This is a genomic window from Aeromonas sp. 61P (assembly GCF_051919545.1).
GTDB classification, from domain to species: Bacteria; Pseudomonadota; Gammaproteobacteria; order Enterobacterales; family Aeromonadaceae; genus Aeromonas; species Aeromonas veronii.
Genome location: NZ_JBQBEL010000001.1, coordinates 2,889,044 through 2,913,710, shown reverse-complemented (window position 1 = coordinate 2,913,710; position 24,667 = coordinate 2,889,044). Strand labels below are relative to the sequence as shown.

Sequence of the window (24,667 nt, the reverse complement as noted above, 5' to 3'; positions counted from 1 at the left end):
GGCCCGCCCACCAATGACGGAAAAAGCAGAGAGGGAGCCACGGCTCCCTCTCTTTGATTCGCTTCTGAGTATCACTTCGCCAGACTGCGCAACCAGCTGATCTCCTCGCCCCAAATAGACTCGTCTATGGTCTCGAGGATCAGCGGAATGCGATCGAAGCGATCATCATTCATGATGTGGTGGAAAACAGCCTCCCCCAGATTACCCTCCCGCAAGCTGTGATGGCGATCGACCCGGCTACCGAAGGTACACTTGGCGCCGTTGATATGCATCCCCTTGAGATAGTGAAAACCCACCGTGCGGTCGAACTCGGCAAAGACGGCAGCACAGCTCTCGGCGGTGCGCAGATCGTAGCCGGCGGCAAAGGCGTGGCAGGTATCGAAACAGATCCCGACCCGGCTCTTGTCCTCCACCCCCTCGATGATGGTGGCGAGGTGCTCGAACGACCAGCCGAGGTTGGTCCCCTGCCCGGCGGTATTCTCGATCACCGCCGTCACCCCTTCACTGCGCTCCAACGCCCAGTTGATGGACTCGCTCACCAACTTGAGGCTGGCCGCCTCTGGGATCTGCTTGAGGTGGCTACCGGGATGGAAGTTCAGATAGCAAAGCCCCAGCTGCTCACAGCGCTTCATCTCGTCGAGAAACGCATCGCGGGATTTGGCCAGACCATCGGGATCCGGGTGGCCCAGATTGATGAGGTAACTGTCGTGGGGCAGGATCTGCTCCGGCAGAAAACCGGCCTTGTCACAGGCCGCCTTGAAGGCACGGATGGTGGCATCCGACAAGGGGGCAGCCTGCCACTGACGTTGATTCTTGGTAAAGAGGGCAAACGCGTTGGCCCCGATGGCCTGGGCGCGGGCGATGGTATTCTCCACCCCGCCGGCCGCACTGACGTGGGCTCCGATATATTTCATACAATCTCCTCGATACGGCAAGCCGCCATTATGCCGATCCCGCCCGGCCACGCCAAACCGGGATATCCGATAGCGGGTATCGACAAATAGTGCCGCCTATACAAGGCGCTGCGTTTCATGGCGTAATCAGCCTGCGCTGTGGCAACCGCTCCGCAGAAGGGATAGTTAGAGCCCATCCACGCCAGCATGGCGCCCATAAAAAAACGCAGCGTATCGTCTGAGCAATAACGCTGCGTCTTTGGGTCTCTCGGCCGTCCCCCTTGCCGTGACCCGAATGGCCAGCGACAAGGGAGCAAGAATGCGCGGGGAGAGTCGCTTTAGAAGGGCATCTTGAAGCCTGGCGGCAGTTGCATGCCACCGGTCAGCTCGCCCATCTTGGCCTTGTTCTGCTCTTCCACACGACGCACGGCATCGTTGCAAGCGGCGGCAACCAGATCTTCCAGCAGCTCCTTGTCATCTTCCATCAGGGAGGGGTCGATCTCGATGCGACGGACGCTGTGGCTACCGGTCATGGTGACCTTGACCATGCCAGCACCGGCTTCACCGGTCACTTCCATCTGAGCCAGCTGCTCCTGCGCCTTCTGCATACGCTCTTGCATCTGTTGGGCCTGTTTCATCAGGTTCCCCATTCCACCTTTACCAAACATATGTCGTCTCTCGTCTTGAAATCCGGCATCCAGCGCCGGGCTGTGGGCTTGTCTGTCCTAGATGGGGACAGCCAAACTGCTTTTCAACCGGAAGCAAGCTCCCGGCCACGGAATTTAGCGGTTGAGGGGCTCGATGCTCTCGTGATGAAGCACGGCACCAAACCGCTGAACTAAAAACTGCACGTTGGGATCCTGCTCCAGATCCCGGGTCACCTGCTCGCGCACCCCGAGATAGAGGCGGTGCTCGATCTCGAGGGGGGTCTCCTGGTCAGGCACCACACCGAGCGTCACCTCGACCTGCACCGGTTGACCCAGCGCTGGCCCGATGATCTCGGCCAGATCGGCGCGCGCCTTGTCGCTCACCAGATGGCGCTGCTCGGGCTTGAGGGTTAGCAGTACCTTGTCCCCTTCCCGCGTCATCACCGAGTTGATGGCCAGCTGGCGCAGCCGACCACCCACCTGAGTGTGGGCGATCAACTCGGCCCAAGCATCGCCGCAACCATTGAGTAGCGAGGAGGGGATAAGGCGAGTCGCCTCCCCCTCTTGCGGCTCGCTGTCGCTTTCGAGCTCATCCCAGTCGATGGTCTCCATCACTGGCTGAGGGGGTTCATCCTGCGTCACAAGGGCAGCAGCCACTGCCGTGCTTGCAACGGGCGGCTGGGTCGCAGGGGCTGACGTCACCGCAGGCGCCGCAGCACTGCGTTCACCGGGTCGATAGCTCGGCTGCCCGTCGAGATCCCAAGGTGGCAGATCGGTTGGCTGGGCCGGTGCCGTGACAGGGGCGTGGCTCATCACCTGAGTCTGCTCGGCAAATCCCTGATTGAGGTACTCTTCGTAATCGCCGTTGTCACCCTGCGGCTCGTAACCGTCGCCATAGAGATCCACTGGCGGCAGATCATCATAGTGACCCATCGCCGGCATCCCCTGCCCGGCCGATTGGCTGACCGGAGCAGGTTGTTGGGTGACGGCCGGTGCAGCAGCGGCCGCGACAGGACGAGCTGGCGCAACCGGCACCGCGCGCGGCGCGGGCGCCGCCGGGGCATCCTGACCACGCTGGCGGCTGCGCAGCATGTTTCGCTTGCCAAGCAGGCTCTGCATGCTCGATACCGCTGAAACAGCTTCAGGTGCGCTAACCGGCGTGGTTGTCGGTTCGAGCGCGGGCTCGATGCTGGCAGTCAGCGACTCGCCACGGGAATAGTCCATATCGGCTGCGGAAGGCGCTCGATCATCAGCATCAACGGGCTGTGCGGCTGAGTGCGCTGGCACATCGGGCTGCGCAGCAGAGAGGGCGGGGTCGGGTTGATACCCCATGCCTGCGGCTTCGCGCAGCAGCTCATCCTGCTGGCTGAACAGCTCGGCGGCTTGCGCCTCCTCCTCGCTATCGGCGGGGTTGCCGATGTCATCCGTCATCGCAGGCAGGGAGACATCAACCGCGGGCACTGCACTGGTAGCAACAGGCGTGCTGGCAACAGGGCTGGCTAGCGGTGCGGGCACGGCGCCGCTGATCGGTGCCACTACGGCCGATTCAGCGGCCGGGCGCTTTCCCGGCAAGGAGGCTACCGGAGTGGCGCTGCTCGCCGCACTGCTCGTCATTGACGGGGGCAACGCAGTGAGGCTGGCCGGATGCAGGGCATCGCGCCTTGGGGAGAATGCGAGCATCCGCAGGCAGGTCATCTCCAGCGCAGTGCGGCCATCGGGGGCCCAGGGCAGATCTTTACGGCCACCCAGCACGATCTGGTAGCAGAGCTGCACCTCTTCCGGGCTCATCGCCTTGGCCAGTTGCAGCAGGGAATCGGCATCCGCCCCCTGCTCCTGCACACTGGCAGGCAGCAGCTGCGCCATGGCAATGCGATGGAGCAAGCCTTCCAGCTCGGCGTGGAGCTGATCAAAATCGGGGCCCAGGGTGGCGATCTCGGTGATCTTGGCCATGGCCGCGGGGGCATCTTGCCGCAAAATGGCTTCCAGCAGCTGGTGCAGATGGCGGTGATCGAGCGTGCCCAGCATCGCCAGCACGCTGTCGAGGCGCACGCTGCCATTACCGTGGGCCAACGCCTGATCGGTCAGGCTCAGGGCATCGCGCATACTGCCGTCAGCGGCTTTGGCCAGGGCCAGCAGCGCACGCGGTTCAAAGGGCTGCCCCTCCTGATCCAGCACCCATTCGAGCTGCTTGGCAATCTGGGTCTGATCCAGACTCTTCAGATGAAACTGCAGACAGCGCGAGAGGATGGTAATGGGCAGCTTCTGCGGATCCGTGGTGGCCAGCAGAAACTTCACATAGGGGGGCGGCTCTTCCAGGGTTTTCAGCAGCGCGTTGAAGCTGTGGCGCGACAACATGTGCACTTCATCGATGAGATAGACCTTGAAGCGGCCACGGGCCGGGCGGTACTGCACGTTGTCGAGCAGCTCGCGGGTATCTTCCACCTTGGTTCGCGACGCCGCGTCAATCTCCAGCAGGTCGACAAAGTTGCCCTGATCGATCTCGCGGCAGGTATCGCAGACACCGCACGGGTGGCTGCTGATCCCCTGCTCGCAGTTAAGGCTCTTGGCCAGAATACGGGCGATGGTGGTTTTGCCGACCCCGCGGGTACCGCTCAGCAGATAGGCGTGATGCAGCCGTCCCTGATCCAGGGCGTTGGTCAAGGCGGTCAGCACATGTTGCTGGCCTACCACTTGTTCAAACGTATGGGGGCGCCATTTACGCGCCAGAACCTGATAGCTCATAAATCCATCATGCAGGGAAGACAGGGCATTGAGGCCGGATGCTAACACAAATGGCGGGCTGGCTGTATCGGCTATCGGTCAGAGCGGGAGGGATCGCTTGATTTTCAAACCGATGCCCGCAAGGGCACCGGTTCTGCAGGCCCGATGCAGAGGATCGGGCCGAAGAGGCATTACTCGCCGGCCAGCTCGACCAGTGAGACCACCTTGATGCCAGCGGCAGTCAGGCGGGCATCGCCACCCAGAGACGGCAGGGAGATGATGAAGGCCGCATCGGCAACAGTACCACCAGCACGGCGGATCAGCTTGACGGTCGCATCGACGGTACCACCGGTCGCCAGCAGATCGTCCACGACCAGCACCTTGTCACCGGGCACGATGGCATCGGTGTGCAGTTGCAGGGTGTCGGTGCCGTACTCGAGAGCATAGGACTCCTCGATCACTTCGCGCGGCAGCTTGCCCGGCTTGCGGACCGGCACGAAGCCCAGCCCCATGGCATAGGCAACCGGCGCGCCAAAGATGAAGCCGCGGGCTTCGGTGCCAACAATCTTGGTGATCCCTTGATCACGATAATGATTGGCCAGCAGATCGATGGTGGCCTTGAAGGCCTCGGCGTTTTCGATCAGGCTGGTAATGTCACGAAACAGAATACCCGGCTTCGGATAGTCGGGAATGGTCTTGATGCTTGCTTCGATAAATTTCAGGGTTTCCGGATTCATGTGTTGACCGCTTATTTTTTTGACCCAGGGGTGGCCATTTTTTCTCAATTCCCTTCTGCGGGAAATAAAAAAGCCTGTCACGCAAAAATGACAGGCCGACTCCATAGCATTATTGCTGCAATAGCTTAGGGACTTCACTTCGCCATTGCAACTGGCTCCAGCACTGGCAGACGCATTAACCAAGTGAGCAGGATCACCATTATGACAACCAGCAGCCCCTTGACCCACAGCAGTGGCACCACCGCCAGCGACACCGAAAAGGTGAGCAAAATGAAGATAATGGCGCGCCGTCTGGCCTGACGACGAATGCCGCGATACTGCTGCCAATCGACGATGGGCGGACCGAACCAGGGATGGGTCAACAGCCAGCGATGAAAACGGGGCGACGAGCGGGCAAACAGGGCGGCAGCCAGCAACATGAAGGGGGTAGTCGGCAACAGGGGCAGCACAATGCCCACAATACCGGTGGCAAATGCCAGCCACCCGAGCGCCATCAGACACCAACGCTTCATTCCTTCTCCTTGCGTGATTTATCTCCCTCTAGCCTAACAGAGTTTGAGCGGGTGCTGACAGCGGGCCGCAACCCCACTACAATCTGCGCTCTTTTTTCTTGCCACTCTCGTCGGAAAGCCGTTATGCGCGTTATTTTGGCCCCCATGCAGGGGGTACTGGATCACCTGATGCGGGAGGTACTCACCTCCGTCAACGATTACGATCTCTGCGTGAGCGAGTTTATCCGGGTCGTCGATCAGCTGCTACCCGCCAAGGTGTTCTACCGCCTCTGCCCTGAACTGCTGCAAGATGGCAAAACCCGCGCAGGCACCCCGGTGCGGGTACAACTGCTGGGGCAACACCCCGAGTGGCTGGCCGAGAACGCCCTGCGCGCCATCGAGCTGGGCTCCCCCGGAGTCGATCTCAACTTCGGCTGTCCTGCCCCTACGGTCAACAAGAGCAAGGGCGGTGCGGTGCTGCTCAAAGAGCCCGAGACCATCTATCGCATCGTCAAGGCGGTGCGCGAGGCGGTGCCCGCCCATCTGCCGGTGAGCGCCAAAATTCGCCTCGGTTACGATGACAAGGATCTCTATCTGGAGAACGCCCAGGCGGTCTTCCAGGGGGGCGCCAACGAGCTGGCCGTTCATGCCCGCACCAAACGCGAAGGGTACAAGGCCCCCGCTCACTGGGAGTATGTGGACGCCATTCGCCGCGCCCTGCCCATCCCCGTCACCGCCAACGGCGAGATTTGGGATCACAAAGATGCCCTCGCCTGCGCCAGGCTCTCGGGTTGCGATGCCCTGATGGTCGGGCGCGGCGCCATCTCCCTGCCCAATCTGGCCAACGTGATGAAAACCGGCTGCCCGCACATGAGCTGGGCCGAGGTGCTGCAGTTGATGGTGAGCTATACCGAGCAGGATCTGGCCAGCGAAAAAGCCGACTACTACCCCAGCCGCATCAAACAGTGGTTCAGCTATCTCAAGCGGGAATATCCCGAAGCGGACCAGCTGTTTCAGGAGATCCGGGTGCTCAAAGAGACGGCTCCCATCCGCGATGCCCTGCTGCAAGCAGCCAAAAGCCACGGCTAACCACGTTTAACTTGACGCATATCATCTTGATAGAGTTATCGGATCCCTATACTGCCCCGAATCTGTCGTCTGTCCTGTGGGGGATAATGTGTGTGAAATGACGCAAGCACAGTTGACTGTCTGGCGTAATCGCCTGCTGTCAGACTGGGCCCAAGTACGAGAAACGCTGATCGGTCAGCTCAAAGCCTGCCGCCGTGACGAGTGGGCCGAACAGGTCGGTCACTGCGAGCAGGATCAACTGGTGGAACTGACCAGCCGGCTGGATCTGCCGAAGGTTGAGCAGAGCGTGGCCCGCCTCAAGCGGATCGATGCGGCACTCTGCCAGATGGATCTCGGCCTCTATGGCCTCTGCTCCGATTGTGAAGAGCCGCTTTCCATCGAACAGCTGGAACAGGATCCGACCCTGCAACGCTGCCCGCGCTGCGAAGCCCGCTATCGCAAGGGATTCCACGCCCACGAACTGTGAGGGATGCACATCTGTGCATCCGCTCAACCCTCAGCACTGGTTACTCCGTCGTTCCTGTCCAATACTCACCGTATCAGCCTGTTCGAGGGTATGCGTTGTGTACAGACTCTTGTTGTTATGGTGTTTGTGTTGCCAGGCTACGGCACAAGAGTCATTGGTCGTGGGCTGGGTCGACTGGCAGCCCTTCAGTTATCGCAATGAACAGCAACAGCTCCGCGGACTGGATGTGGAGCTGCTCAACGCCATCTTCCTGCGGGCCGGTTATCAGGCCAAATTCAGTGAAATGCCCTGGGCTCGCGTGTTGCACGAGCTGAAATTCGGCACGGTTCAACTGGCCATGTCAGCCAATATCACCGCCGAGCGGCAGCAATATGCCCGCTTCAGCCACCCCTATCGGGAAGAGGAGACGGCCATCGTCATCCGTCGGCAAGATGCCGAACGCTGGCGCGGGATCACCACCCTGGAGCAGTTGATCAACACCCCTGACTTCCATATCGGGGTGCTCAAGGGCTTTGATTACGGCAATACCTTCCGCCAGTTGATGGCAAGGCCCGAGCGGCAGCCCCGTTTGCAGATGCGCCTGCGGCTGGATCAGTTGCTGAAGATGTTGCAAGGGGGTCGGATCCAGGGGTTTATTCTGGACCCCCACGGACTGCAGGAGTGGCAGGGTAAGGATGGCGTGCAGGACAAGCTGTATATTCTGCTGCATATCGAACAGACACCGGTTCACCTGATGCTGAGCAAAGAGAGCACCACAGAAGCGCAACTGCAGCGGATCAATCAGGCTATCGATCAATTGAAACAGAGTCCCGACTATCAGCAGATCCTCGATCGCTACCAGTTCAGATCCCTGCATTCACAGGAAAACACTCATAAGTAAGGGGAGCATCAGCTCCCCTTACTGTCTCAAGCAAACCCAATCCTGTCTCAAACAGCCCTGGTTGCAACTTGCCAGGACGTTTTGGTCACCGATAACGTGATGGTTAAACCTGGCTATCAGCGTCCCAGCACAATGTCGGCAAGGTGGGCGAAGTGGTGGATTTCGTGTGTGGCATCGCACTCGCCCGCTTGCCGCGCCGGGTTGTACCAGCAGGTTGCCAGCCCTTGCGCCGCCGCCCCGGCAATATCGGTTTTCGGATTATCCCCCACCATCAGCACCCGGGCCGGATCCGGCTGCCCCATCAGGGAGAGGGTGTGCTGGAAAATGGCTGGCGCCGGCTTGGTCACCCGGATCTCATCGGAGATCACCAGCGGCTCGAACCACTCGCTCCAGCCCAGTTTGCCAAGCCGCCCCCGCTGAGGCACGCTGAAACCATTGGTGATGATCCCCATCCGCACCTTGCTGCGCAGCTGCTGCAGGGTCTCGACCACCCCTTCGAGAGGCATGCTAAGGGCTATGATTTGCTCCAGAAAGGTGTTGTTCATCGCCATGGGATCGGCGGCAACCTGCTGGGCAAAGAGGGAGAAGCGGGTCTGCTGCAACGCCGTTGCATCGATCTCGCCGTCGTTGTACTGCTGCCAGAGCCCGTGGTTGAGGGCGTGGTACTGCGCCATGCTGGCGTCATCAGCCTGTACGCCATAGATCTGCAGAGTGTGCGTCAGCGCAGAGGCGACCGGAAAATCGAGCAGGGTTTCATCCAAATCGAACAGCACCCAGTCATAGCTTGGTTGTTTCACAGAAATCCTTGTTATCATTCAGATTGTTCAGAGGCTTGGCGACCAACTCTGCCAAGCGGGCTGGCCAGCAGATCCAGCGTGAGGCGCACGCCAAAGCCGGTCACTTCGCTGGAGACTACCCCATTGCCCCCCTTATTGCGAAAACCGCTCAGGTCGAAGTGCAGCCAGGGGGTCTGCTCGGGCACGAAGTGGGCGAGGAAACGGGCCGCATCAATGTGATCCGGCGAACTGCCCGGTGCACACTGCAACAGATCGGCCCACTCGCTTTCGATGTTGTCGTCGTAATCGTCATCAAGAGGGAAGGGCCAGATCCGCTCACCGCTGCGCTGACCCAGATTGACCAATGATGCCATCCATTCACTGCGATTGGTAAAGACGCCGCTGTAGCGGCTACCCAGCGCCCGTTTGCAGGCCCCGGTCAGGGTTGCGTAATCAAGCAGCAGATCCGGGGTATCCTGCACCGCCATCGCCAGGGTGTCGGCCAGTACCATTCGCCCTTCGGCATCGGTATCGACCACCTCGATGGAGGTGCCATTGATGGCAGTCACCACCTCACCGGGGCGATAGGCGTGAGGGCCGATATGGTTCTCGGCAATGGCCAACCAGCAGTGTACCTCGTAGGGTAGCTGAGCTCGGCTGATAGCGTAGAGGGCCCCCAGCGCCACCGCGCTGCCCCCCATGTCCAGATGCATGCCATACATGCTGCCGGAGACCTTGAGGTTGTAACCGCCAGAGTCGTGGCAGATCCCCTTGCCCACCAACGCAATGCGGCGCACCGGCTTGGGTGGATAGTAGCTGAGCTTGACCATGGCCCCCTGATTGTCTTCCGAACCACGAGCAACGGCCAGAAACGCCCCCGCCCCCAGCTCGGCCAGCTGCGCCTGATCATAGTGATGGCACTGCCACCCCTCATCTTGCGCCAGCTTGCTGACAAACTCGCGATAGCTGGCGGCCGTCAACTCGGAGGCAGGCAACACCGCCAGATGGCGAGCCAGCCCGTTGCCCCCCGCTTCGCTGTAGAGGCGCGCCAAGTCCAGCACCACTGCGGGTGAAACCTTGATCTGCTGATAGCTCCAGCTGCTTTCACTGCGGCGCTTGCTGGTGGGCAACGAAATATTGGCGGCAAGCAGGGCCGACAACATCACTTCGGCCAGCATCACTCGCTCGGAGGGAGAAAAACCTTCCAGATGCAGCCCGAGCCGCTCCACATTGAGCCCAGAAAGAGGAGCAATCCAGCTTCTGATCTGTTTATAGAGGCGGTGATCCCGCGTCACACTGCCGGCCACAAACATCACCTGCAACAGGGTATTGCCATGCATCAGGGTAAAGGGCGCTTTTTTCCCCAGCGCAAGCTGGGTCTGGAGACCCGCAAGGGCGGGCAGCGAAAGCAAGGACTCCTTCTGCTCTTCGGCGATCAGCAGCAGTTGCAACGGCAGCCCTTGGGCAAGGGCTTCGGCCACCGTGGCATCCCGGCTTTCAATAGCAGGAGGAAGATAGGTGAAGGGAGTGATCACAGGCGCGTGCCTCATCCATGAAGAGATACCTGATGATACCCAACAAATGGTTGATACGACCAGTTTTGGTCTTGAAAAAGCGTCAGAAATAGCAGCAATCACCAGATGGTGACGAGCATCAAGAAGGATTGTTCAATGGTTGGCAATACAGGAAGGGAACTTTCAGAAAGTTGGTTGCGGGGGCCGGATTTGAACCGACGACCTTCGGGTTATGAGCCCGACGAGCTACCGAGCTGCTCCACCCCGCGTCCGAATTGTCACCCCCAAGCCGAGCAGTAGCTTGTTGGCGTTTGTCTGCCTTCGACTGTTTATACAATCGCAAGCTGACGAAAGAGTTGGTTGCGGGGGCCGGATTTGAACCGACGACCTTCGGGTTATGAGCCCGACGAGCTACCGAGCTGCTCCACCCCGCGTCCGAATTGTCACCTCCAAGCCGAGCAGTAGCTTGGTGGCGTTTGTCTGCTTTCGACTGTTTACACAATCGCAGGCTGACGAAAAAGTTGGTTGCGGGGGCCGGATTTGAACCGACGACCTTCGGGTTATGAGCCCGACGAGCTACCGAGCTGCTCCACCCCGCGTCCGAATTGTCACCCCCAAGCCGAGCAGTAGCTTGTTGGCGTTTGTCTGCTTTCGACTGTTTACACAATCGCAGGCTGACGAAAAAGTTGGTTGCGGGGGCCGGATTTGAACCGACGACCTTCGGGTTATGAGCCCGACGAGCTACCGAGCTGCTCCACCCCGCGTCCGAATTGTCACCTCCAAGCCGAGCAGTAGCTTGGTGGCGTTTGTCTGCTTTCGACTGTTTACACAATCGCAGGCTGACGAAAAAGTTGGTTGCGGGGGCCGGATTTGAACCGACGACCTTCGGGTTATGAGCCCGACGAGCTACCGAGCTGCTCCACCCCGCGTCCGAATTGTCACCCCCAAGCCGAGCAGTAGCTTGTTGGCGTTTGTCTGCTTTCGACTGTTTACACAATCGCAGGCTGACGAAAAAGTTGGTTGCGGGGGCCGGATTTGAACCGACGACCTTCGGGTTATGAGCCCGACGAGCTACCGAGCTGCTCCACCCCGCGTCCGAATTTTTCTCGAAATGGCCGAGCAGTAGCCAGTTCGATTTCTCCTTTTCCACCAACCGGTTACACCGGTTTGACTAGTCAGGATCTCAGATGGTTGCGGGGGCCAGATTTGAACTGACGACCTTCGGGTTATGAGCCCGACGAGCTACCGGGCTGCTCCACCCCGCGTTTGAGGTCGCCAATAATAGGCGCCAGCGCACAGATTGCAAGTAAATATCTCAAAAAAAGTTTATTCGTAGATTAATCGGACAAATAGTGCGGTCATTAGCAGCATCATGCTGTTTTTTCAGGCAATCGAGTCCTTGCCAGGCATCCGGCACTACACTCAATAAGGTGAACACTCCTCATTTTGGGTAGGTAGAATATGCGCATCTCCGCCGGTCACTGCCGTCAGCTGGGGGCCACACCCGACAGTAACGGCGTCAACTTCGCGATCTGGGCACGCCTCGCCAGCCGGGTCGAACTGCTGCTCTTCGCAAGCGCAGACGATGCGACCCCCGAGGTGATCCCCCTCTCCCCGCGCCTAAACCGCACCGCCTACTACTGGCATATCCATGTGGAGGGGATCTCGGTCGGGCAGCGTTACGCCTATCGCATTCAGGGCCCATGGCGCCCATATGGCGGCACCCGTTTCGATGCCGAGAAAGTGTTGCTCGACCCTTACGGCCGCAGCATCGAGCTTGGCGCCAATTACGATCGATGGGCGGCGGCCCGTCCAGGCAGCAATCTGGCTTGTTGCGCCAAGAACAAGGTGGTCGATACTCGCCACTACGACTGGGAAGGAGACAAACTGCCCGCTCACTCCCTCTCCCGCTCGGTGATCTACGAACTGCATCTGGGGGGCTTTACCAAGTCCCCGAGCTCCGGGGTCGATCCGGCGCTGCGTGGCACCTATCTCGGGCTGATTGAGAAGATCCCCTATCTGCAGTCTCTCGGTGTCACCGCCGTCGAGCTGCTGCCGGTGTTCCAGTTCGATCCTCAGGATGCGCCCAAAGGACTCTCCAACTACTGGGGTTACAGCCCCATGTCCTTTTTCGCCCCCCACGCCCAATACGCCTGCGGCGATGATCCGCTGACCGAATTTCGCGACATGGTCAAGGCGCTGAACAAGGCCAATATCGAGGTGATCCTGGACGTGGTTTACAACCACACTGCCGAAGGGGGTGATGATGGCCCCACCTTCTCGTTTCGCGGCATCGACAACGAGGCCTACTACATCCTCGACAACAACCAGAAGGACACCAACTATTCGGGCTGCGGCAACACCTTCAACGGCGCCCATCCGGTGGTGCTGCGGATGATCATGGACAGCCTCCACTTCTGGCGTCAGGAGATGCACGTCGATGGCTTTCGGTTTGATCTGGCCGCCATTCTGTCGCGGGATGAATCGGGTCAGCCGCAGGCCAATGCCCCCACTCTACGCACCATAGATACCGACCCCAACATCGCCGACATCAAGCTGATTGCCGAAGCCTGGGACGCGGGGGGACTCTATCAGGTGGGGTCACTGGCCGGCGCCCGCTGGCGTGAGTGGAACGGCCAGTTCCGGGATGATGTGCGCCGCTTCCTGCGCGGGGATGACAACAGCGTCACCGCCTTTGTCGAGCGGCTCTGCGGCAGTCCCGACATCTACCACTATCACCACGCCGATCCCGAGAAAAGCATCAACTTCGTTACCTGCCACGACGGTTTTACCCTGTGGGACTGGGCCAGTTACAACAGCAAGCACAACGAGGCCAACGGGGAGGAGAACCGTGACGGCTGCGATCATAACTTCAGCTGGAACCACGGCCACGAAGGGGTGACGGAAGATCCCCAGATCAACGCCCTGCGGATGCGCCAGGCCAAAAACATGATGGTGGCGACCCTGCTCTCGGTGGGCTCCCCCATGCTGCTGATGGGAGATGAGCTGCTGCGCACCCAGCGGGGCAACAACAACGGCTACTGTCAGGACAATGCCACCTGCTGGATGAACTGGCTGCCTAATGCCCGTAGTCAGGAGATGTTCCGCTTTATGAAAGAGCTGATCCAGTACCGCAAACACCTGTTTCAGCGTCCGGAGCAGGAGAGCATGCCGCTATCGCTCACCGAGATCCTGCGCCACAGCGAGATCTGCTGGCACGGGGTCAACGCCGGACAACCGGATTTCAGCCCCCACTCCCACGCCATCGCCATGTCGGCGCTGTCGAGCGAAACCAAGCTGGCGCTCTATGTGCTGTTCAACGCCTACTGGGAGCCCCTCACCTTCAACCTGCCGAGCCCGCCAAAGGGGGTCGGCGGCTACTGGCGACGGATCCTCGATACCGCCCTCCCCTCGCCGCAGGATATCTGCACCTTCGGCATGCCGCTGGAGGGACTGACTCGGGAGTATCTCGCCCAGCCGCGCAGCAGTTGCCTCTTTATCTGCGGGGCAGACGATTTCTATTGATCGATTGCTGTGAATTGATAGCAGCGATACCTGCAAGTCAGATATGCAAAAGCCCCGAGTGTTGGCTCGGGGCTTTCTCTTTTCAGCACCAGTGTCAGATCAGCTGGTGCAACACGCTGGTAGCGGCGATCTGGGCGATCAGCAGGCCACACAGGGAGGTAGAGACCACCACTGGCGCGGTATCACGCTGCAAGTAAAGCGGGCTGAACCAGAGCAGCAGAGAGGCCACCAGCAGCGCTGCCTGGGTCACCACCGCCGGGATCAGGGCATCGAGATTGGCCTCACCCCCTTGCCAGCCCACCAGCACTGCCAGCCAGACAAGGCTGGCCATCGCACCCACCAGACCGGCCAGCGGCAACAGGGTGTTGAATGCCTTGAGGCGATGACGGGCCCGCAGCAGCATCAGGTGGGCAAAGGCCGCCCCCAGCATCGCCATCTGCAGCAGACCGCTCACCCAGCCCTGCAGTTGCAGCAGCCCGATGCCATAGAGAGCGAGCGGCAACGCCGGTAGCCAGAGCAGGGTCGAGGGGACTGAACGCTTGCCCTCCAGCCGTGACTGGGCCAGTGACAAGCCAACCCCGAGCACCAGTGCGGCCCCACCACTCCAGATGAGCCAGCTGGCCGCCTTGGCCTCGACCGCCAGCATCAGAGATAGCGCGGTAATAACCCAGATGGAGAAGAGCTGCTGACTGATGCGCGAGCGCTGGCCAGGGCAGATATCACCGCGCCACAGCACGATGCCGAGGGAGATCAGGGCGCCAAGCGCCATCAATCCGGTGAGAGGAAAGAGCCAAAAAGGGAGTTGGACGAACACGACGCCTCCAGCAGTAAAGATTCGAGGTGCGCCACCGGGGCGCCAGAGAGGGGCGAGTATACCCAAACCGGCGGCTATCCCCAATCGCGACAAACAATCGTGGGCAAACAATCCGGGGCAATTTGCCGCCAACAGAGCCCACCTTGAGGGGCGCCCTGCTGGCAGCCATATCCATAGTGACGGGATGCAGCGCTGGCTTTAGCCCTGACCACGGGCCAGCGCCACCACCCGGGCAAACATCTGGCGGATCACCGGCGGAATATGCTCGGCGCCGAGCCGCTCCGCCTCTTCCACCACCGCCAGCGCCATTCCCGGCTTGCTGCGGTGATGGATCGCCTTGTTGATGATGTGACTGGCGCTCCACATGGCGCGCCCGCCCACCCCGGCCTCGCGGCGAAACACAGCTTCAAAACCGTTGTGATAGAGATAGTGCTCGATGTCTGCGGCAGGGAGCTGGGTCAGTCGGTCCCGCTCCCGCTCGCCCTTGAGCTGGCCCCGGGCCGAGGTGGCATACTTGAGCCCCGCCTCGTCGCCATCGGTCAGCAGGTGCCACTCGATGCCAAAATCCCGCGCCACCTTGATGAGCGGCGACTGGCCGCACTGGGCAAACTCGATGATCCGCACCCCTTCGGCCCGCAGACTGTAACCGCAGATCTGCGCCAGCTCGGAGAGCAGCCAGATCTCGGTCTCCCCCTCCACCAGCAGCCAGCAACGGGCAAACAGCGACATGGGGCGGTTGATCCGCACGTGGAAGGCGATCTTGCGCAGATCGTCGCTACTGTAGCGCTCGCCCCCCAGCTGGTGACAGAGGATATCCTGCTGACGGCGCACCAGCCGCCGTACCTGATTGAGCGGCAGGGAGGAGAGCAAGTCCCCCGAGTTGGTGGTGAGCAGCTTCTGGCCCGGCAGTTGTTCCAGCAGCCCCCACGCCAGCGCCAGCATGGTCGGATGCAGCCGGCTCTCCGGGTCCTCCAGGATCATGATGGGGCGGGCCCCCTCCTCCAGCTCGCGGTTGCCACGCGCTTGCAGCAGGGTGGCCGCCATCCCCGCCATCGCCAGCTGCAGGGCGCGGTTATCGGCGCGGCGCAGCAGGGTATGCAGGTTGCCCGGATTGCGCAATGTCATGGGGCGATTGATGATGTCGCGCTGACTGCGCGGCTTGTTCTTGATGGGGGCCAGGGCGTTGAAATAGTGATCCATCAGCTGGCGCACCGCCTGCAACGCCTCTTTGAGCTCCGGCTCGCCGATCCGCTGGGGTTCGTCGATCAGCTTGTCCGCCAGCTCGCTCAGGCGATGCTCGGAGAGATCACCCCACTGCAATGTCTCCACCCCGTTGCGAGCGGTACGAGCGTCCCGCAGCCGGAACACCGGGTTCATGGTGATCAGCAGGCTAACCAGTTCGTTAGTATTGGCAATAGGCAGGCTCTTGCCCACCCCGTCGAGAAAGTCGTGAATGGTGAGCACAGAGCCATCAGCTTGCAGCTCGGCACTGGCACGATAGTGGATGCGATGAAACTTGTCCTTGTGCAGCACCCAGGAGGCGCCAAGACGAGCCAGACGGCGAGAATGCTGGCACATTTGTGGCCTGTGCTCACTGAAGGTGAGCACCAGTTGCAGATGACGCGAAGGGGCCAGCTCGGGATCTTCCGGTTGGTGAAAATCATCGGCGGTGAACTGATAGGGCTCGGCATTTTGCCCCAGCAGACACCAGAGCGCGCGCAACAGGCTCGACTTGCCCCAGGTATTCTCGCCAATCAGCACTGTGGTGTGATCCAACCCGAGCGAAAGACGATTTATACCGCGAAAACCTTTTACTTCAATACGTTCCAGAAACATCCTGCAATGTCCACGTCACTCAGATTGAGCAATAGTGGCAAAGTTAACTGGAAAATCCTATCGGCAGCCGGGCTTTTTCAACGTGAACTGTGAGGCACTGCAGGTTCGGGAGGGGTGACGACAGCGGTGCGATCTTGCGGGGCATTCCAGTGGCTGAACCAAAGGTGACGGGTACGGATTTGACGTTTGCGATAATTCAATGGGCATTCCTTTCAATGGATAAGTGGTAGAGAGTACACCTCTTTTGCCCAAAGTCTCAGGCTTATCTGTGACGGGAAGATGACAATTGCGCCCGCCACTGCCCCGGCGTCAAACCAAACGCCTCGCGAAAACGATTACCGAAATGGGCCTGCGAAGAGAAGCCACACTGACTGGCGATGCTGGCCAGCGGCTCGGGGCCAGTCAACAGCTGCTTGGCCCGTTTGAGCCGCAGCCCAAGCAGATAACGATGGGGCGGGCAGCCGAGACTCTGGCCGAACATGCGGGCGAAGTGGTACTCGCTCAGCCCCGCCTGCTGCGCCAGCTCTGCCAGCGTGACCGAATCAGCCAGATGGGCCTGCAGATACTCCTGCACCCGCTTGATCACCACGGGCGCCAGCCCGCCGCGCAGAGGCGGCAGACCGGGAGCCTCCTCGGTGTGGTGGCGATAGGCGTGGAGGATCAACATCCAGGCGCCGTGGGAAAGCGCCAGCCGATCGACCCCGTGCTGCCACTGCAGTTGCATCAACTGGCGCTGCACCAGCGAAGCCGCCTGCGGATCGTCGATAAAGGTCTTGTCCACCAGTTGCAGGTGGCGCCCCTCCTTGTCACACACCTCCTCGGCGATACGGGTGAGGTGAGCCGGGGTGAAGTAGAGATGAAAGAAGCGAAACTCTTCGCGCACAAGCCACTCGGATCTGTGGTGATCCGGCATGATGCACACCTTGCCGGTGCCGCCGTGGCCACCCGGCCCATCGAGCCGCTCGGTCTGCTCTCCTCCTTGCAGATAGACGCTCAGGGTATGGTGGCCCGGCTTGTGATAGCGGGTCTGGTCATAGCAGTTGCGCCAACTGGCGACGCCAAGCCCGGGTTCGAGCCAGCAGGCGTCCTCCAGCCGGGCGCCGGTGCTGACCAGTGCATCAAATACCCCTGCTGTTTTCATTCGCCCCTGCCGCCTGTTCCGGTGTACATGTTATGCCGCTGCCATCCATCTTACCGACCGCGCCCGCAGATGACAGCGCAGGGCGATGAAAAACCGCAAGATGGTGCAATCCAGCCATCAGGGCTCGCCCCATAGTGGGTCATCTCTCCCTGACTCACCGGAACAGTGATGAACCTGATGCTCTATCTTGCCACCGTGCTTATCTGGGGCAGCACCTGGATTGCCATCGCCTGGCAACTTGGCCCCATCCCCATCGAGGTCTCGGTGCTCTATCGCTTCCTGCTGGCAGCGGTTGCGCTGTTTGCTCTGCTCACCGCCAGCGGCCGCTTTCCACGCCTCCCCTGGCACGGCCAGCGTTACGCCTCACTGCTCGGTGCCCTGCTCTTTTCCACCAACTTTCTCTGCTTCTACCACGCCACCCGCTATATCCCGAGCGGCATGTCGGCGGTGATCTTTGCCAGTGCCAGCATCTTCAACGGCCTCAACCTCTGGCTGTTCGAGCGCAAGCGCCCCACCCTGCGCTGGTTGCAAGGCTCCTTGCTGGGACTCTTTGGCTCCCTGTTACTGTTCTGGCCGGTGCTGGCAGATGCGCAATTGGGTGCAAACGGCTGGAAGGGACTGCTGCTCGCCTGCGGCGGCACCCTCTGCTTTTCGCTGGGCAATCTGGTCTCGGCACGGGGCCAGCGCCACGGCTACCACGTACTGCAACTGGTGCCCTGGGGCATGGTTTACGGCGTGGTGCTGTTGCTGGGCTGGGTCACATTGCTCGGCCAGCAACTGGTGGTGCCCACCGATGGCCACTATCTGGCGGCCATGGTCTACCTCGCCCTTTTTGGCTCGGTGATCGCTTTTACCGCCTACCTGACCCTGGTGGGGCGCATCGGTGCCAGTAAGGCCTCCTACGCCACAGTGCTCTTTCCGTTGGTGGCGCTTACCCTCTCCACCTTCTATGAAGGTTTTGTCTGGCAGCCGGTCTCGGTGGCCGGAGTGGTGATCAGCCTCATCGGCAATCTGGTGATCTTCGCGCCGCCCTTGAGCGAGTGGCGCATTCGACCGGCCAAGGCAGCAAACGACCCTTGCTCCTAAGCCAGTCAGCCCCTAAGGTAGCGCTGATCAATCTGTGACGATCCTGATGGCGATAAACAAGGGGGACGAGATGTTACTGGAAGGGCTGGAGACGCTGAGCCTGCTGGCAAGTGAAGGAACCATGGCCAAGGTGGCCAGTCGCCTCTATATCAGCCAGTCGGCGGTGAGCAAGCGGATTGCCCAGCTGGAGCAACGCCTTGGCAAGAAGTTGATCGAGCCGGAGGGGCGCCAGATCCGCCTCACCCCGCAGGCCAAGGAGCTGCTGGAACGAGTTGCCCCGAGTCTGGCCGAAATGAAGGGGGTGCTGGCCGATAGTCAGGATCTGGCGGATCAGAGCCCCCTCCCCATCGCCTGCTCTGAAACCCTGCTGGCGGGTTATCTCGCCCACTTTATGCGCGACTATCTGGAGCGCGATCCCCATCTTGCCCTCTCCACCCACCACACGCCGGTCATTCTGGCACGGGTGCGAAGCGGCGATGCCCTGCTCGGCATCTGCGCCGGTCGGCTCCCTCCCGGCCATGGCCTCGGCACAGATCTGCTGCTTGAGGAGCCCTTCTATCTGGTTGGCGAGGCGCAGCAGAGCCTGCCACCAGCCAACACAGAAAGTAGGCGCAAGATCCTCACCATGGATCTGGAGAACCCCTCCAATCGCTACCTGCGCGAACCGCTGGCTAATTTGGGGCTGGAACCCGCCATGGAGCTCGACTCCTATCTGGCGCTCATCGAACTCGCCAAGGCGGGCATTGGCCCTGTCCTACTCCCCGCTGGCCTACTGGGGCTGGTGGGAGAACAGGGGGAGATGGCACGCCCTCTGCCCGAGCTGGGCCGCCCCCTCCATCTGGTCTACCGGCCAAACAGCCTCAAGCGCGAGCGCATTGCCAGGCTGGTGAGCGCCTTGCACCAACACTTTCGCCACCGCAGCGACACGCCGCGCTAGCCGTGTAAACCCGCCAGATGTGACAACGGGGCCCAAGGGCCCCGTAAACATCAAATTGTCACACACTCGCCGCGGCTCAGATCCAGGCAAACAGCTCGGGATACTGGCTCCAGACTAGCTTGGCAGACATCAGCAGGGAGACGGTCACCAGCAGCGGCTTGATCAGCTTAACTCCTTTTTTCAGCACCATCTTGGAGCCGAAGCGGGCGCCGATAAACTGCCCAAGCGCCATGCAAAAACCGACACTCCACACCACCTTGCCACCGAGCGCAAAGAACAGCAGGGAGGCGATATTCGAGGTGAAGTTGAGCAGCTTGGTATGGGCGGTGGCGCGCGCCATGCCAAAGCCCGCCAGCGCCACGAACCGATGGCAAAAAACGAACCTGTGCCCGGCCCGAAAAACCCGTCATAAAAGCCGACACCGCCCCCCACCAGCAGCGCAAACAGCATGGGAGTCAGACGGCGGGAGCTCTCGGCATCGCTTACCCGCGGCGAGAAGTAGAAGTAGCAGGCAAACGCCATCAGCAGGAAAGGGAGCAGGCGCTCGAGAATGGCGGCGTCTATGGTCTGTACCGCCAGCGTGCCGATGGCCGCACCGATAAAGGTGCAGAACACCGCAGGCCAGATCATGGCCCACTCCAGCAGCCCCTTGCGAGCATAGCACCAGGTGGCGGAGAAGGAGCCAAAACTGCTCTGCAGTTTGTTGGTGCCGAGCACCAGCGCGGGCGGCATGCCGGTGGCCAGCAGAGCCGGCACCGTCAGCAGACCGCCGCCACCGGCGATGGCATCGATAAAGCCGGCGACAAGCGCCACACCGAACAGGGCAAACAGGGTAACCAGTTCCAATTCCATCCATAGACCTCACGAGAGTGGGTTGCCCGAAGGAGCAACCGGAGAACACCAAAACGACGTTGTGCGGGGGGCTGCACAGGCTGCCCGCTATCCTAGCGGGCCCCTGACCATGAATCTAACGAAACAGTGGCAGCCAATTGATTCCTGATTTTCATTAATTTGAGCGGCCACGTCCCTGGCCCAACCCTCAGAGTGCCCGTTAGCAAGCCGGTGAAGCGACGTTCGCTTCCTTGATGGCTGCCAACGCCTCACAGAGATGCTCTTCATCGGCACCGGGGAAACGGCTGACCCGCCCAGCCATGTAGCGGCTGCTGAACAAGTTGAACCAGTGCTGCAGTGCCTGCCCCGCCTTGAGCTCCCCCGCTACTTCCAGCACACAGGCCGCCACTTCGGCGGTGCAGAGGTGCTCGTCGCAGTTGGCGACCCGCATGCCGTAGGTGGAGAGCGTATCGGGTTTGATGGCGAGCACCGGAAAACCGTCCAGATAGGGGCTCTTGTTGAACATCTTGCGCGCCTCCGGCCAGGTGCCGTCGAGCAGGATAAAGAGCGGCTTCTTGCCGGGCGCCAGCGTCACCTCGCCGGTCAGGCGGGCAGGCTCCTTCTCGCAAGCGGGAAAGACCACATAGGGCTGCCAGGCGGGATCGGCCAGCAGGGCCAGCAACTCGGGATGGGGCTCGGTGCGTGACCAGAGAAACGCCCAGGTGGTATCCGGCAACACATCGGCGATCAGGCGACCGGTGTTGGAGGGCTTCATCGGCTCGCTGTCATACATCAGCAGGCAGAAACCGGCCTCCGCTTTGAGCTCGGGGCGCCACTCGCAGGCACACCAATCCTCGCGCAGCTGACAGGCCGGACAGCGGGCCAGGGTGCCGCCACGGGCAAGAAACGGTCGGGTAGAGATACTCTTGCGCCAGGCCCGCAGGCGATTGACGGCGTGATCAGGAACAGGCTTCATCTAGGTTCACAACTGGAGTCAAAACAGGAACGGCAGCGGTGCCAACATGTCATGGCGCTACGGGGCGCGATAACAGGGGGGCTGCCGGAAAAGCGCAAGATTGTACCGAGTTACGCGCTGGCGGAACAGCAATCCCTGCCCCTTTCGCCAAACGCAGTGCCAACCCCTCTTGCCTTACGACTCCTGACAGCTGCGCAGCAGCTCCAGCAACAGGCTGCCATCGCGCAGCGCCTTGTGCACCTGCACCGAGGTGGGCTTGGTGGGGTCTTCGTAGAAGTGGGTGGATTCAATCTGCAGCCGCACCAGATATTCGGCGGGCAACTGGCTGGCCAGCGACTGGTGCAACATGGGGAACAGCAGCCGATCGGCACGGGTGATTTCCCCCCCAGCAGCAGCTTGCCCGGATTGAGCAGGCAGATGAGGTTGGAAAGTACCTTGGAGAGGCGGCCCGCCGCCTGATGGAGAATATCCTGACAAAGGCCGTTGCCCGCCAGCGCCAGCTCACACAGCTCGCGGATGGTGACGCTCTCGGGCAAGTCGTGCTCCTGCATCCGTTCGCGCAGATCCCGGTATTGCGCCTCCAGCGCCTGATTGGTCACCAGGGTGCAGGCACAACCAAAGCCGCCGCAGTAGCAGCGCTGGCCATAGGGCTCGAGCTGCAGGTGGCTGAGATCCCCGAGCAGCGCATTCTCGCTCTCGATGAGCTGACCATTGACCACCATGCCGACCCCGATGTCGTTGTGGACAAACACCAGCACCGCATCGGCACAATTTTTGGCGGCCCCCCACTCCCGCTCAGCCTGGATCCAGGTGCGCACGTCACCGCTCACCAGCACAGGTACCGAAAACGCCTGTTGCAGAGTCGGGCCAAGGGGCCAGTTGCGCAGATCGTAGAAGGGGAAGTGTTTGACCATGCCGGAGTGGCGCTCTACCTGACCCGGCAGACAGAGGGCGATGCAGGCCAGACTGAGGGACTTTCTCGGCAAAAACACCTTGATGGCATGCACCAGACTGCCCAGCAGATCGGCGCGCTCCTCCTCGGTAAAGAGGTGGCGCTGGCGGGCCAGCGAACGGCCGGAGAAGTCAAACAGCGCCATATCCACGTAGCCACGGCCAAGACGCATGGAGAGAAACTGGAAGCGGCGTTCATTGATGCGCAGCAAAGTCTGACGACGACCGCGCCCCACCGAACTTTCACCACAGGTGACCACCAGACCCCCATCGAGCAGTTCCCTGGTGATCTTGGTGATACTGGCAGGCGAGAGGCCGGTCAGGCGGGAGAGATCGGTGCGCGACAGCTCCTTGTGCTCTTCCAGGCTGGCATAGACCAGGCCGTAGTTGAGCTGCCGGATCAAATCGATACTACCTTTCACGATCTCATTCATAGGGTATGGGGCAAAGGCTGAAAAAAAGAGGCTGGCAATTTTCACACATTATTGGTCAATCCCCAAATAAAGTGCGGCCTGAACCGGGGGTCAGGCCGCATCTTGTGGTTGCCGTCACGGACCATTGCAAGATCAATAACGGAATTGCGATACCAGTTTGCGCAATTTGTCACCGGTACTGGCCAGATCACGGGTGGTGCTGTTGGATTCCACCGCCGCGCTGGTCAGCTCGCTGACAATCTGCTGAATGGCCACCAGGTTCTTGTTGATCTCCTCGGAGACCGCGTGCTGCTCCTCGGCGGCGGTGGCGATCTGGATGTTCATGTCGTTGATAGTACTGACCGCCATCACCATGCTGTCGAGGGAGCTGGCGATATGGCTCGCCTCCTGCACCGTCTCCTGGCTGCGATCCTCGCTCGCCTGCATCACCTCCACCGCCTGCTTCACCCCGCCCTGCAGACGTTGCAGCATCTCGTTGATCTCCTTGGTGCTCTGCTGAGTACGACCGGCCAGCGAACGCACTTCGTCCGCCACCACCGCAAAGCCCCGCCCCTGCTCACCGGCGCGGGCCGCCTCGATGGCAGCGTTCAGCGCCAGCAGGTTGGTCTGCTCGGCAATGCCGCGAATGACCTCCACCACCGAGCCAATCTTGGCGGTCTCTTGCGCCAATTGTTCGATAACGCCGGAGGCAGTATGCACCTCCCCCACCAGCCGGTTGATACTGTTGATAGCCCCGCTCACCACCCCCCGGGCGGCGTCCGATTCACGAGCCGCATCGCTGGTTGCTGTCGCGGCATTGGAGGCACTGGCCGCCACCTCCTGCGCAGTGGAGCTCATCTCGGTCACCGCGGTGACCACCTGATCGGTCTCGCGGCTGTGGCCCTGCATCTGATGGTCATAGTGCTCGCTCAGATGGTGCAACTTGTCGACCGCGCTGAAGAGGTGATTGCTGGTCTCGCCCACCTGACTCACCACCGACTGGATCCGCTCGACAAAGCGGTTGAAGGCGCTGGCCAGCTGGCCAATCTCGTCCTGACTCTGCACCTTGAGGCGCTGAGTCAGATCCCCGTCACCGTTGGCAATATCGTTCAATGCCAGCACCGCATCCGCCAACGGCTTGGTGACCCGGTTGCCCACAATAACGGTCGCCGCCAGGGTGATTCCGAGGATCAACAGGATCACCAGCACACTGCTCTGCAACGAGGCATGCATGTTGCTCTCGCGCTCTGCCCGCAGGGCTGCCAGCTCGTTGTCGATATCATCGATATAAAAACCGGTGCCAATGGCCCACTGGTATTTGTCCAGCACCAGAGTAAAGGCCAGTTTGGGAGCATCGCGACCGATGGAGGGCTTGGCCGTCCAGTATTCGGTAAAACCATCCCCCTGACGGGCTGATTTAAGGATCTCCTGGATCAGCAATTTGCCCTTAGCATCCTTGTCGTTCCAGCGGTTTTTCCCCTCCAGCTCGGTACGCACCGGCAGCAGTATGGTGTTGCCCTCGAAGTCATAGACAAAGAAGTAGCCGTCACTGCTGTAACGCAGCGGCCTGAGCAACTCTTTGACCTTTTGACGATTTTCCGGTGAATCCGGCAGGGAATACACGGCATCGACGGCGGTTTTGGCCATCATGATGTAACTGCTGAGCAGCGCTTTACGCTCCTTGATGGCATTTTCCCTCGCCACCACCAGATCAGACTCCAGATCGCTCTTGGAGACCATGTAGTTACTGAGATTAACCACCAGGGCCATCAACAGTACGGGGACTGCACCCAGTAACAGGATTTTCTGCTTTAGCGTCATCTTTCACATCCTTGCAGCTGTTTTTATTGGAATTCCTTGCTTACTCATCAGTATAGGTGCTGGCAGGGCGAGCCCAGCTTTCGTTACAATTCCCTTAAACAAATCGGCCAGAACGTGAAAAT

The 24,667-nt window shown here is 60.6% G+C and carries 19 protein-coding genes, 7 tRNA genes and 2 pseudogenes; 7 read left to right on the top strand and 21 right to left on the bottom strand.

What is annotated here, in order from left to right; genetic code table 11:
- Window positions 1–71 precede the first annotated feature (71 nt).
- The 5 genes from nfo to ACTG2O_RS13725 all read right to left on the bottom strand — a co-directional run bounded on the left by nfo (window position 72) and on the right by ACTG2O_RS13725 (window position 5,510).
- Window positions 72–914, bottom strand: coding sequence for a deoxyribonuclease IV (gene nfo, locus ACTG2O_RS13745; protein ID WP_005333444.1), 843 nt, complete (start codon window positions 912–914; stop codon window positions 72–74).
- A 317-nt stretch (window positions 915–1,231) separates the two neighbouring features.
- A complete protein-coding gene (locus tag ACTG2O_RS13740) occupies window positions 1,232–1,561 on the bottom strand; it encodes a YbaB/EbfC family nucleoid-associated protein (protein ID WP_005333445.1) in 330 nt (109 codons plus the stop codon).
- Between the two features lie 114 nt (window positions 1,562–1,675).
- A complete protein-coding gene (dnaX, locus tag ACTG2O_RS13735) occupies window positions 1,676–4,282 on the bottom strand; it encodes a DNA polymerase III subunit gamma/tau (protein WP_439976059.1) in 2,607 nt (868 codons plus the stop codon).
- 170 nt (window positions 4,283–4,452) lie between these two features.
- The gene (gene apt, locus ACTG2O_RS13730; protein ID WP_058056893.1) at window positions 4,453–4,998 is read right to left on the bottom strand and encodes an adenine phosphoribosyltransferase; all 546 of its coding nucleotides are present in this window, start codon (window positions 4,996–4,998) and stop codon (window positions 4,453–4,455) included.
- Window positions 4,999–5,132: 134 nt separating this feature from the next.
- Window positions 5,133–5,510 (bottom strand): YbaN family protein, encoded by a 378-nt coding sequence (locus ACTG2O_RS13725; protein ID WP_019445809.1) that lies wholly within the window; start codon window positions 5,508–5,510, stop codon window positions 5,133–5,135.
- 123 nt (window positions 5,511–5,633) lie between these two features.
- On the opposite strand from ACTG2O_RS13725, the gene dusC reads away from it, so the two are divergent.
- The 3 genes from dusC to ACTG2O_RS13710 all read left to right on the top strand — a co-directional run bounded on the left by dusC (window position 5,634) and on the right by ACTG2O_RS13710 (window position 7,924).
- Complete coding sequence (gene dusC / locus ACTG2O_RS13720; RefSeq protein ID WP_019445808.1) at window positions 5,634–6,578, top strand: tRNA dihydrouridine(16) synthase DusC; 945 nt, start codon at window positions 5,634–5,636, stop codon at window positions 6,576–6,578.
- Window positions 6,579–6,675: 97 nt separating this feature from the next.
- The gene (locus ACTG2O_RS13715; RefSeq protein ID WP_019445807.1) at window positions 6,676–7,044 is read left to right on the top strand and encodes a TraR/DksA family transcriptional regulator; all 369 of its coding nucleotides are present in this window, start codon (window positions 6,676–6,678) and stop codon (window positions 7,042–7,044) included.
- A gap of 160 nt (window positions 7,045–7,204) precedes the next feature.
- The gene (locus ACTG2O_RS13710; protein WP_439976057.1) at window positions 7,205–7,924 is read left to right on the top strand and encodes a substrate-binding periplasmic protein; all 720 of its coding nucleotides are present in this window, start codon (window positions 7,205–7,207) and stop codon (window positions 7,922–7,924) included.
- Window positions 7,925–8,040: 116 nt separating this feature from the next.
- On the opposite strand, the gene yjjG is transcribed toward ACTG2O_RS13710, so the two are convergent.
- Both yjjG and ACTG2O_RS13700 read right to left on the bottom strand, forming a co-directional pair.
- Entirely contained in the window at window positions 8,041–8,721 is a 681-nt protein-coding gene (yjjG, locus tag ACTG2O_RS13705; protein ID WP_005333455.1) for a pyrimidine 5'-nucleotidase, read from the bottom strand.
- A gap of 14 nt (window positions 8,722–8,735) precedes the next feature.
- Window positions 8,736–10,235, bottom strand: a complete 1,500-nt coding sequence (locus tag ACTG2O_RS13700; RefSeq protein WP_421298977.1) for a M17 family metallopeptidase — start codon at window positions 10,233–10,235, stop codon at window positions 8,736–8,738.
- Here ACTG2O_RS13700 and ACTG2O_RS13695 point away from each other — a divergent pair.
- Window positions 10,219–10,347 (top strand): hypothetical protein, encoded by a 129-nt coding sequence (locus ACTG2O_RS13695; protein ID WP_265176600.1) that lies wholly within the window; start codon window positions 10,219–10,221, stop codon window positions 10,345–10,347. The genes ACTG2O_RS13700 and ACTG2O_RS13695 overlap by 17 nt on opposite strands.
- A gap of 59 nt (window positions 10,348–10,406) precedes the next feature.
- Here the strand turns inward: ACTG2O_RS13695 and ACTG2O_RS13690 are convergent.
- The 7 genes from ACTG2O_RS13690 to ACTG2O_RS13660 all read right to left on the bottom strand — a co-directional run bounded on the left by ACTG2O_RS13690 (window position 10,407) and on the right by ACTG2O_RS13660 (window position 11,479).
- A tRNA-Met gene (locus ACTG2O_RS13690) sits at window positions 10,407–10,483 on the bottom strand.
- 88 nt (window positions 10,484–10,571) lie between these two features.
- Window positions 10,572–10,648: transfer RNA gene (locus ACTG2O_RS13685), tRNA-Met, on the bottom strand.
- Window positions 10,649–10,736: 88 nt separating this feature from the next.
- Window positions 10,737–10,813 (bottom strand) — tRNA-Met (locus ACTG2O_RS13680).
- 88 nt (window positions 10,814–10,901) lie between these two features.
- Window positions 10,902–10,978: transfer RNA gene (locus tag ACTG2O_RS13675), tRNA-Met, on the bottom strand.
- A gap of 88 nt (window positions 10,979–11,066) precedes the next feature.
- A tRNA-Met gene (locus tag ACTG2O_RS13670) sits at window positions 11,067–11,143 on the bottom strand.
- A gap of 88 nt (window positions 11,144–11,231) precedes the next feature.
- Window positions 11,232–11,308 (bottom strand) — tRNA-Met (locus ACTG2O_RS13665).
- Window positions 11,309–11,402: 94 nt separating this feature from the next.
- Window positions 11,403–11,479, bottom strand: a tRNA-Met gene (locus ACTG2O_RS13660).
- A gap of 196 nt (window positions 11,480–11,675) precedes the next feature.
- Here ACTG2O_RS13660 and glgX point away from each other — a divergent pair.
- Window positions 11,676–13,739 carry a glycogen debranching protein GlgX gene (gene glgX / locus ACTG2O_RS13655; RefSeq protein ID WP_439976055.1) on the top strand — a complete coding sequence of 688 codons (2,064 nt, stop codon included), beginning with the start codon at window positions 11,676–11,678 and terminating at the stop codon, window positions 13,737–13,739.
- A gap of 94 nt (window positions 13,740–13,833) precedes the next feature.
- Here the strand turns inward: glgX and ACTG2O_RS13650 are convergent, their stop codons facing one another.
- The 3 genes from ACTG2O_RS13650 to ACTG2O_RS13640 form a co-directional block, all read right to left on the bottom strand.
- Window positions 13,834–14,553 (bottom strand): hypothetical protein, encoded by a 720-nt coding sequence (locus ACTG2O_RS13650; protein ID WP_439976054.1) that lies wholly within the window; start codon window positions 14,551–14,553, stop codon window positions 13,834–13,836.
- A 198-nt stretch (window positions 14,554–14,751) separates the two neighbouring features.
- Entirely contained in the window at window positions 14,752–16,389 is a 1,638-nt protein-coding gene (locus ACTG2O_RS13645; protein ID WP_439976052.1) for an ATP-dependent endonuclease, read from the bottom strand.
- Window positions 16,390–16,651: 262 nt separating this feature from the next.
- Window positions 16,652–17,530 carry a helix-turn-helix domain-containing protein gene (locus ACTG2O_RS13640; RefSeq protein WP_439976050.1) on the bottom strand — a complete coding sequence of 293 codons (879 nt, stop codon included), beginning with the start codon at window positions 17,528–17,530 and terminating at the stop codon, window positions 16,652–16,654.
- Between the two features lie 168 nt (window positions 17,531–17,698).
- Between ACTG2O_RS13640 and ACTG2O_RS13635 the strand changes: the two genes are divergently transcribed.
- Window positions 17,699–18,616, top strand: coding sequence for a DMT family transporter (locus ACTG2O_RS13635; RefSeq protein WP_439976048.1), 918 nt, complete (start codon window positions 17,699–17,701; stop codon window positions 18,614–18,616).
- Window positions 18,617–18,686: 70 nt separating this feature from the next.
- Window positions 18,687–19,553: a LysR family transcriptional regulator gene (locus ACTG2O_RS13630; protein WP_439976664.1), complete on the top strand. Its 867-nt coding sequence runs from the start codon at window positions 18,687–18,689 to the stop codon at window positions 19,551–19,553.
- Between the two features lie 76 nt (window positions 19,554–19,629).
- On the opposite strand, the pseudogene ACTG2O_RS13625 reads toward ACTG2O_RS13630, so the two are convergent.
- The 4 genes and pseudogenes from ACTG2O_RS13625 to ACTG2O_RS13610 form a co-directional block, all read right to left on the bottom strand.
- A pseudogene (locus ACTG2O_RS13625) lies at window positions 19,630–20,405 on the bottom strand (TSUP family transporter).
- A 199-nt stretch (window positions 20,406–20,604) separates the two neighbouring features.
- On the bottom strand, window positions 20,605–21,360 hold the full coding sequence (locus tag ACTG2O_RS13620; RefSeq protein WP_374809332.1) for a tRNA-uridine aminocarboxypropyltransferase: 756 nt from the start codon (window positions 21,358–21,360) through the stop codon (window positions 20,605–20,607).
- A 174-nt stretch (window positions 21,361–21,534) separates the two neighbouring features.
- Window positions 21,535–22,745 (bottom strand): annotated as a pseudogene (locus ACTG2O_RS13615) (ROK family protein).
- Window positions 22,746–22,877: 132 nt separating this feature from the next.
- Complete coding sequence (locus ACTG2O_RS13610; protein ID WP_139406894.1) at window positions 22,878–24,545, bottom strand: methyl-accepting chemotaxis protein; 1,668 nt, start codon at window positions 24,543–24,545, stop codon at window positions 22,878–22,880.
- Window positions 24,546–24,667 lie beyond the last annotated feature (122 nt).

Bases quoted from the DNA above. Each gene is read 5' to 3' on its own strand.
- nfo (WP_005333444.1), bottom strand. From the start codon at position 914: ATGAAATATATCGGAGCCCACGTCAGTGCGGCCGGCGGGGTGGAGAAT.
- ACTG2O_RS13740 (WP_005333445.1), bottom strand. From the start codon at position 1,561: ATGTTTGGTAAAGGTGGAATGGGGAACCTGATGAAACAGGCCCAACAG.
- dnaX (WP_439976059.1), bottom strand. From the start codon at position 4,282: ATGAGCTATCAGGTTCTGGCGCGTAAATGGCGCCCCCATACGTTTGAA.
- apt (WP_058056893.1), bottom strand. From the start codon at position 4,998: ATGAATCCGGAAACCCTGAAATTTATCGAAGCAAGCATCAAGACCATT.
- ACTG2O_RS13725 (WP_019445809.1), bottom strand. From the start codon at position 5,510: ATGAAGCGTTGGTGTCTGATGGCGCTCGGGTGGCTGGCATTTGCCACC.
- dusC (WP_019445808.1), top strand. From the start codon at position 5,634: ATGCGCGTTATTTTGGCCCCCATGCAGGGGGTACTGGATCACCTGATG.
- ACTG2O_RS13715 (WP_019445807.1), top strand. From the start codon at position 6,676: ATGACGCAAGCACAGTTGACTGTCTGGCGTAATCGCCTGCTGTCAGAC.
- glgX (WP_439976055.1), top strand. From the start codon at position 11,676: ATGCGCATCTCCGCCGGTCACTGCCGTCAGCTGGGGGCCACACCCGAC.
- ACTG2O_RS13645 (WP_439976052.1), bottom strand. From the start codon at position 16,389: ATGTTTCTGGAACGTATTGAAGTAAAAGGTTTTCGCGGTATAAATCGT.
- ACTG2O_RS13640 (WP_439976050.1), bottom strand. From the start codon at position 17,530: ATGAAAACAGCAGGGGTATTTGATGCACTGGTCAGCACCGGCGCCCGG.
- ACTG2O_RS13635 (WP_439976048.1), top strand. From the start codon at position 17,699: ATGAACCTGATGCTCTATCTTGCCACCGTGCTTATCTGGGGCAGCACC.
- ACTG2O_RS13630 (WP_439976664.1), top strand. From the start codon at position 18,687: ATGTTACTGGAAGGGCTGGAGACGCTGAGCCTGCTGGCAAGTGAAGGA.
- ACTG2O_RS13620 (WP_374809332.1), bottom strand. From the start codon at position 21,360: ATGAAGCCTGTTCCTGATCACGCCGTCAATCGCCTGCGGGCCTGGCGC.
- ACTG2O_RS13610 (WP_139406894.1), bottom strand. From the start codon at position 24,545: ATGACGCTAAAGCAGAAAATCCTGTTACTGGGTGCAGTCCCCGTACTG.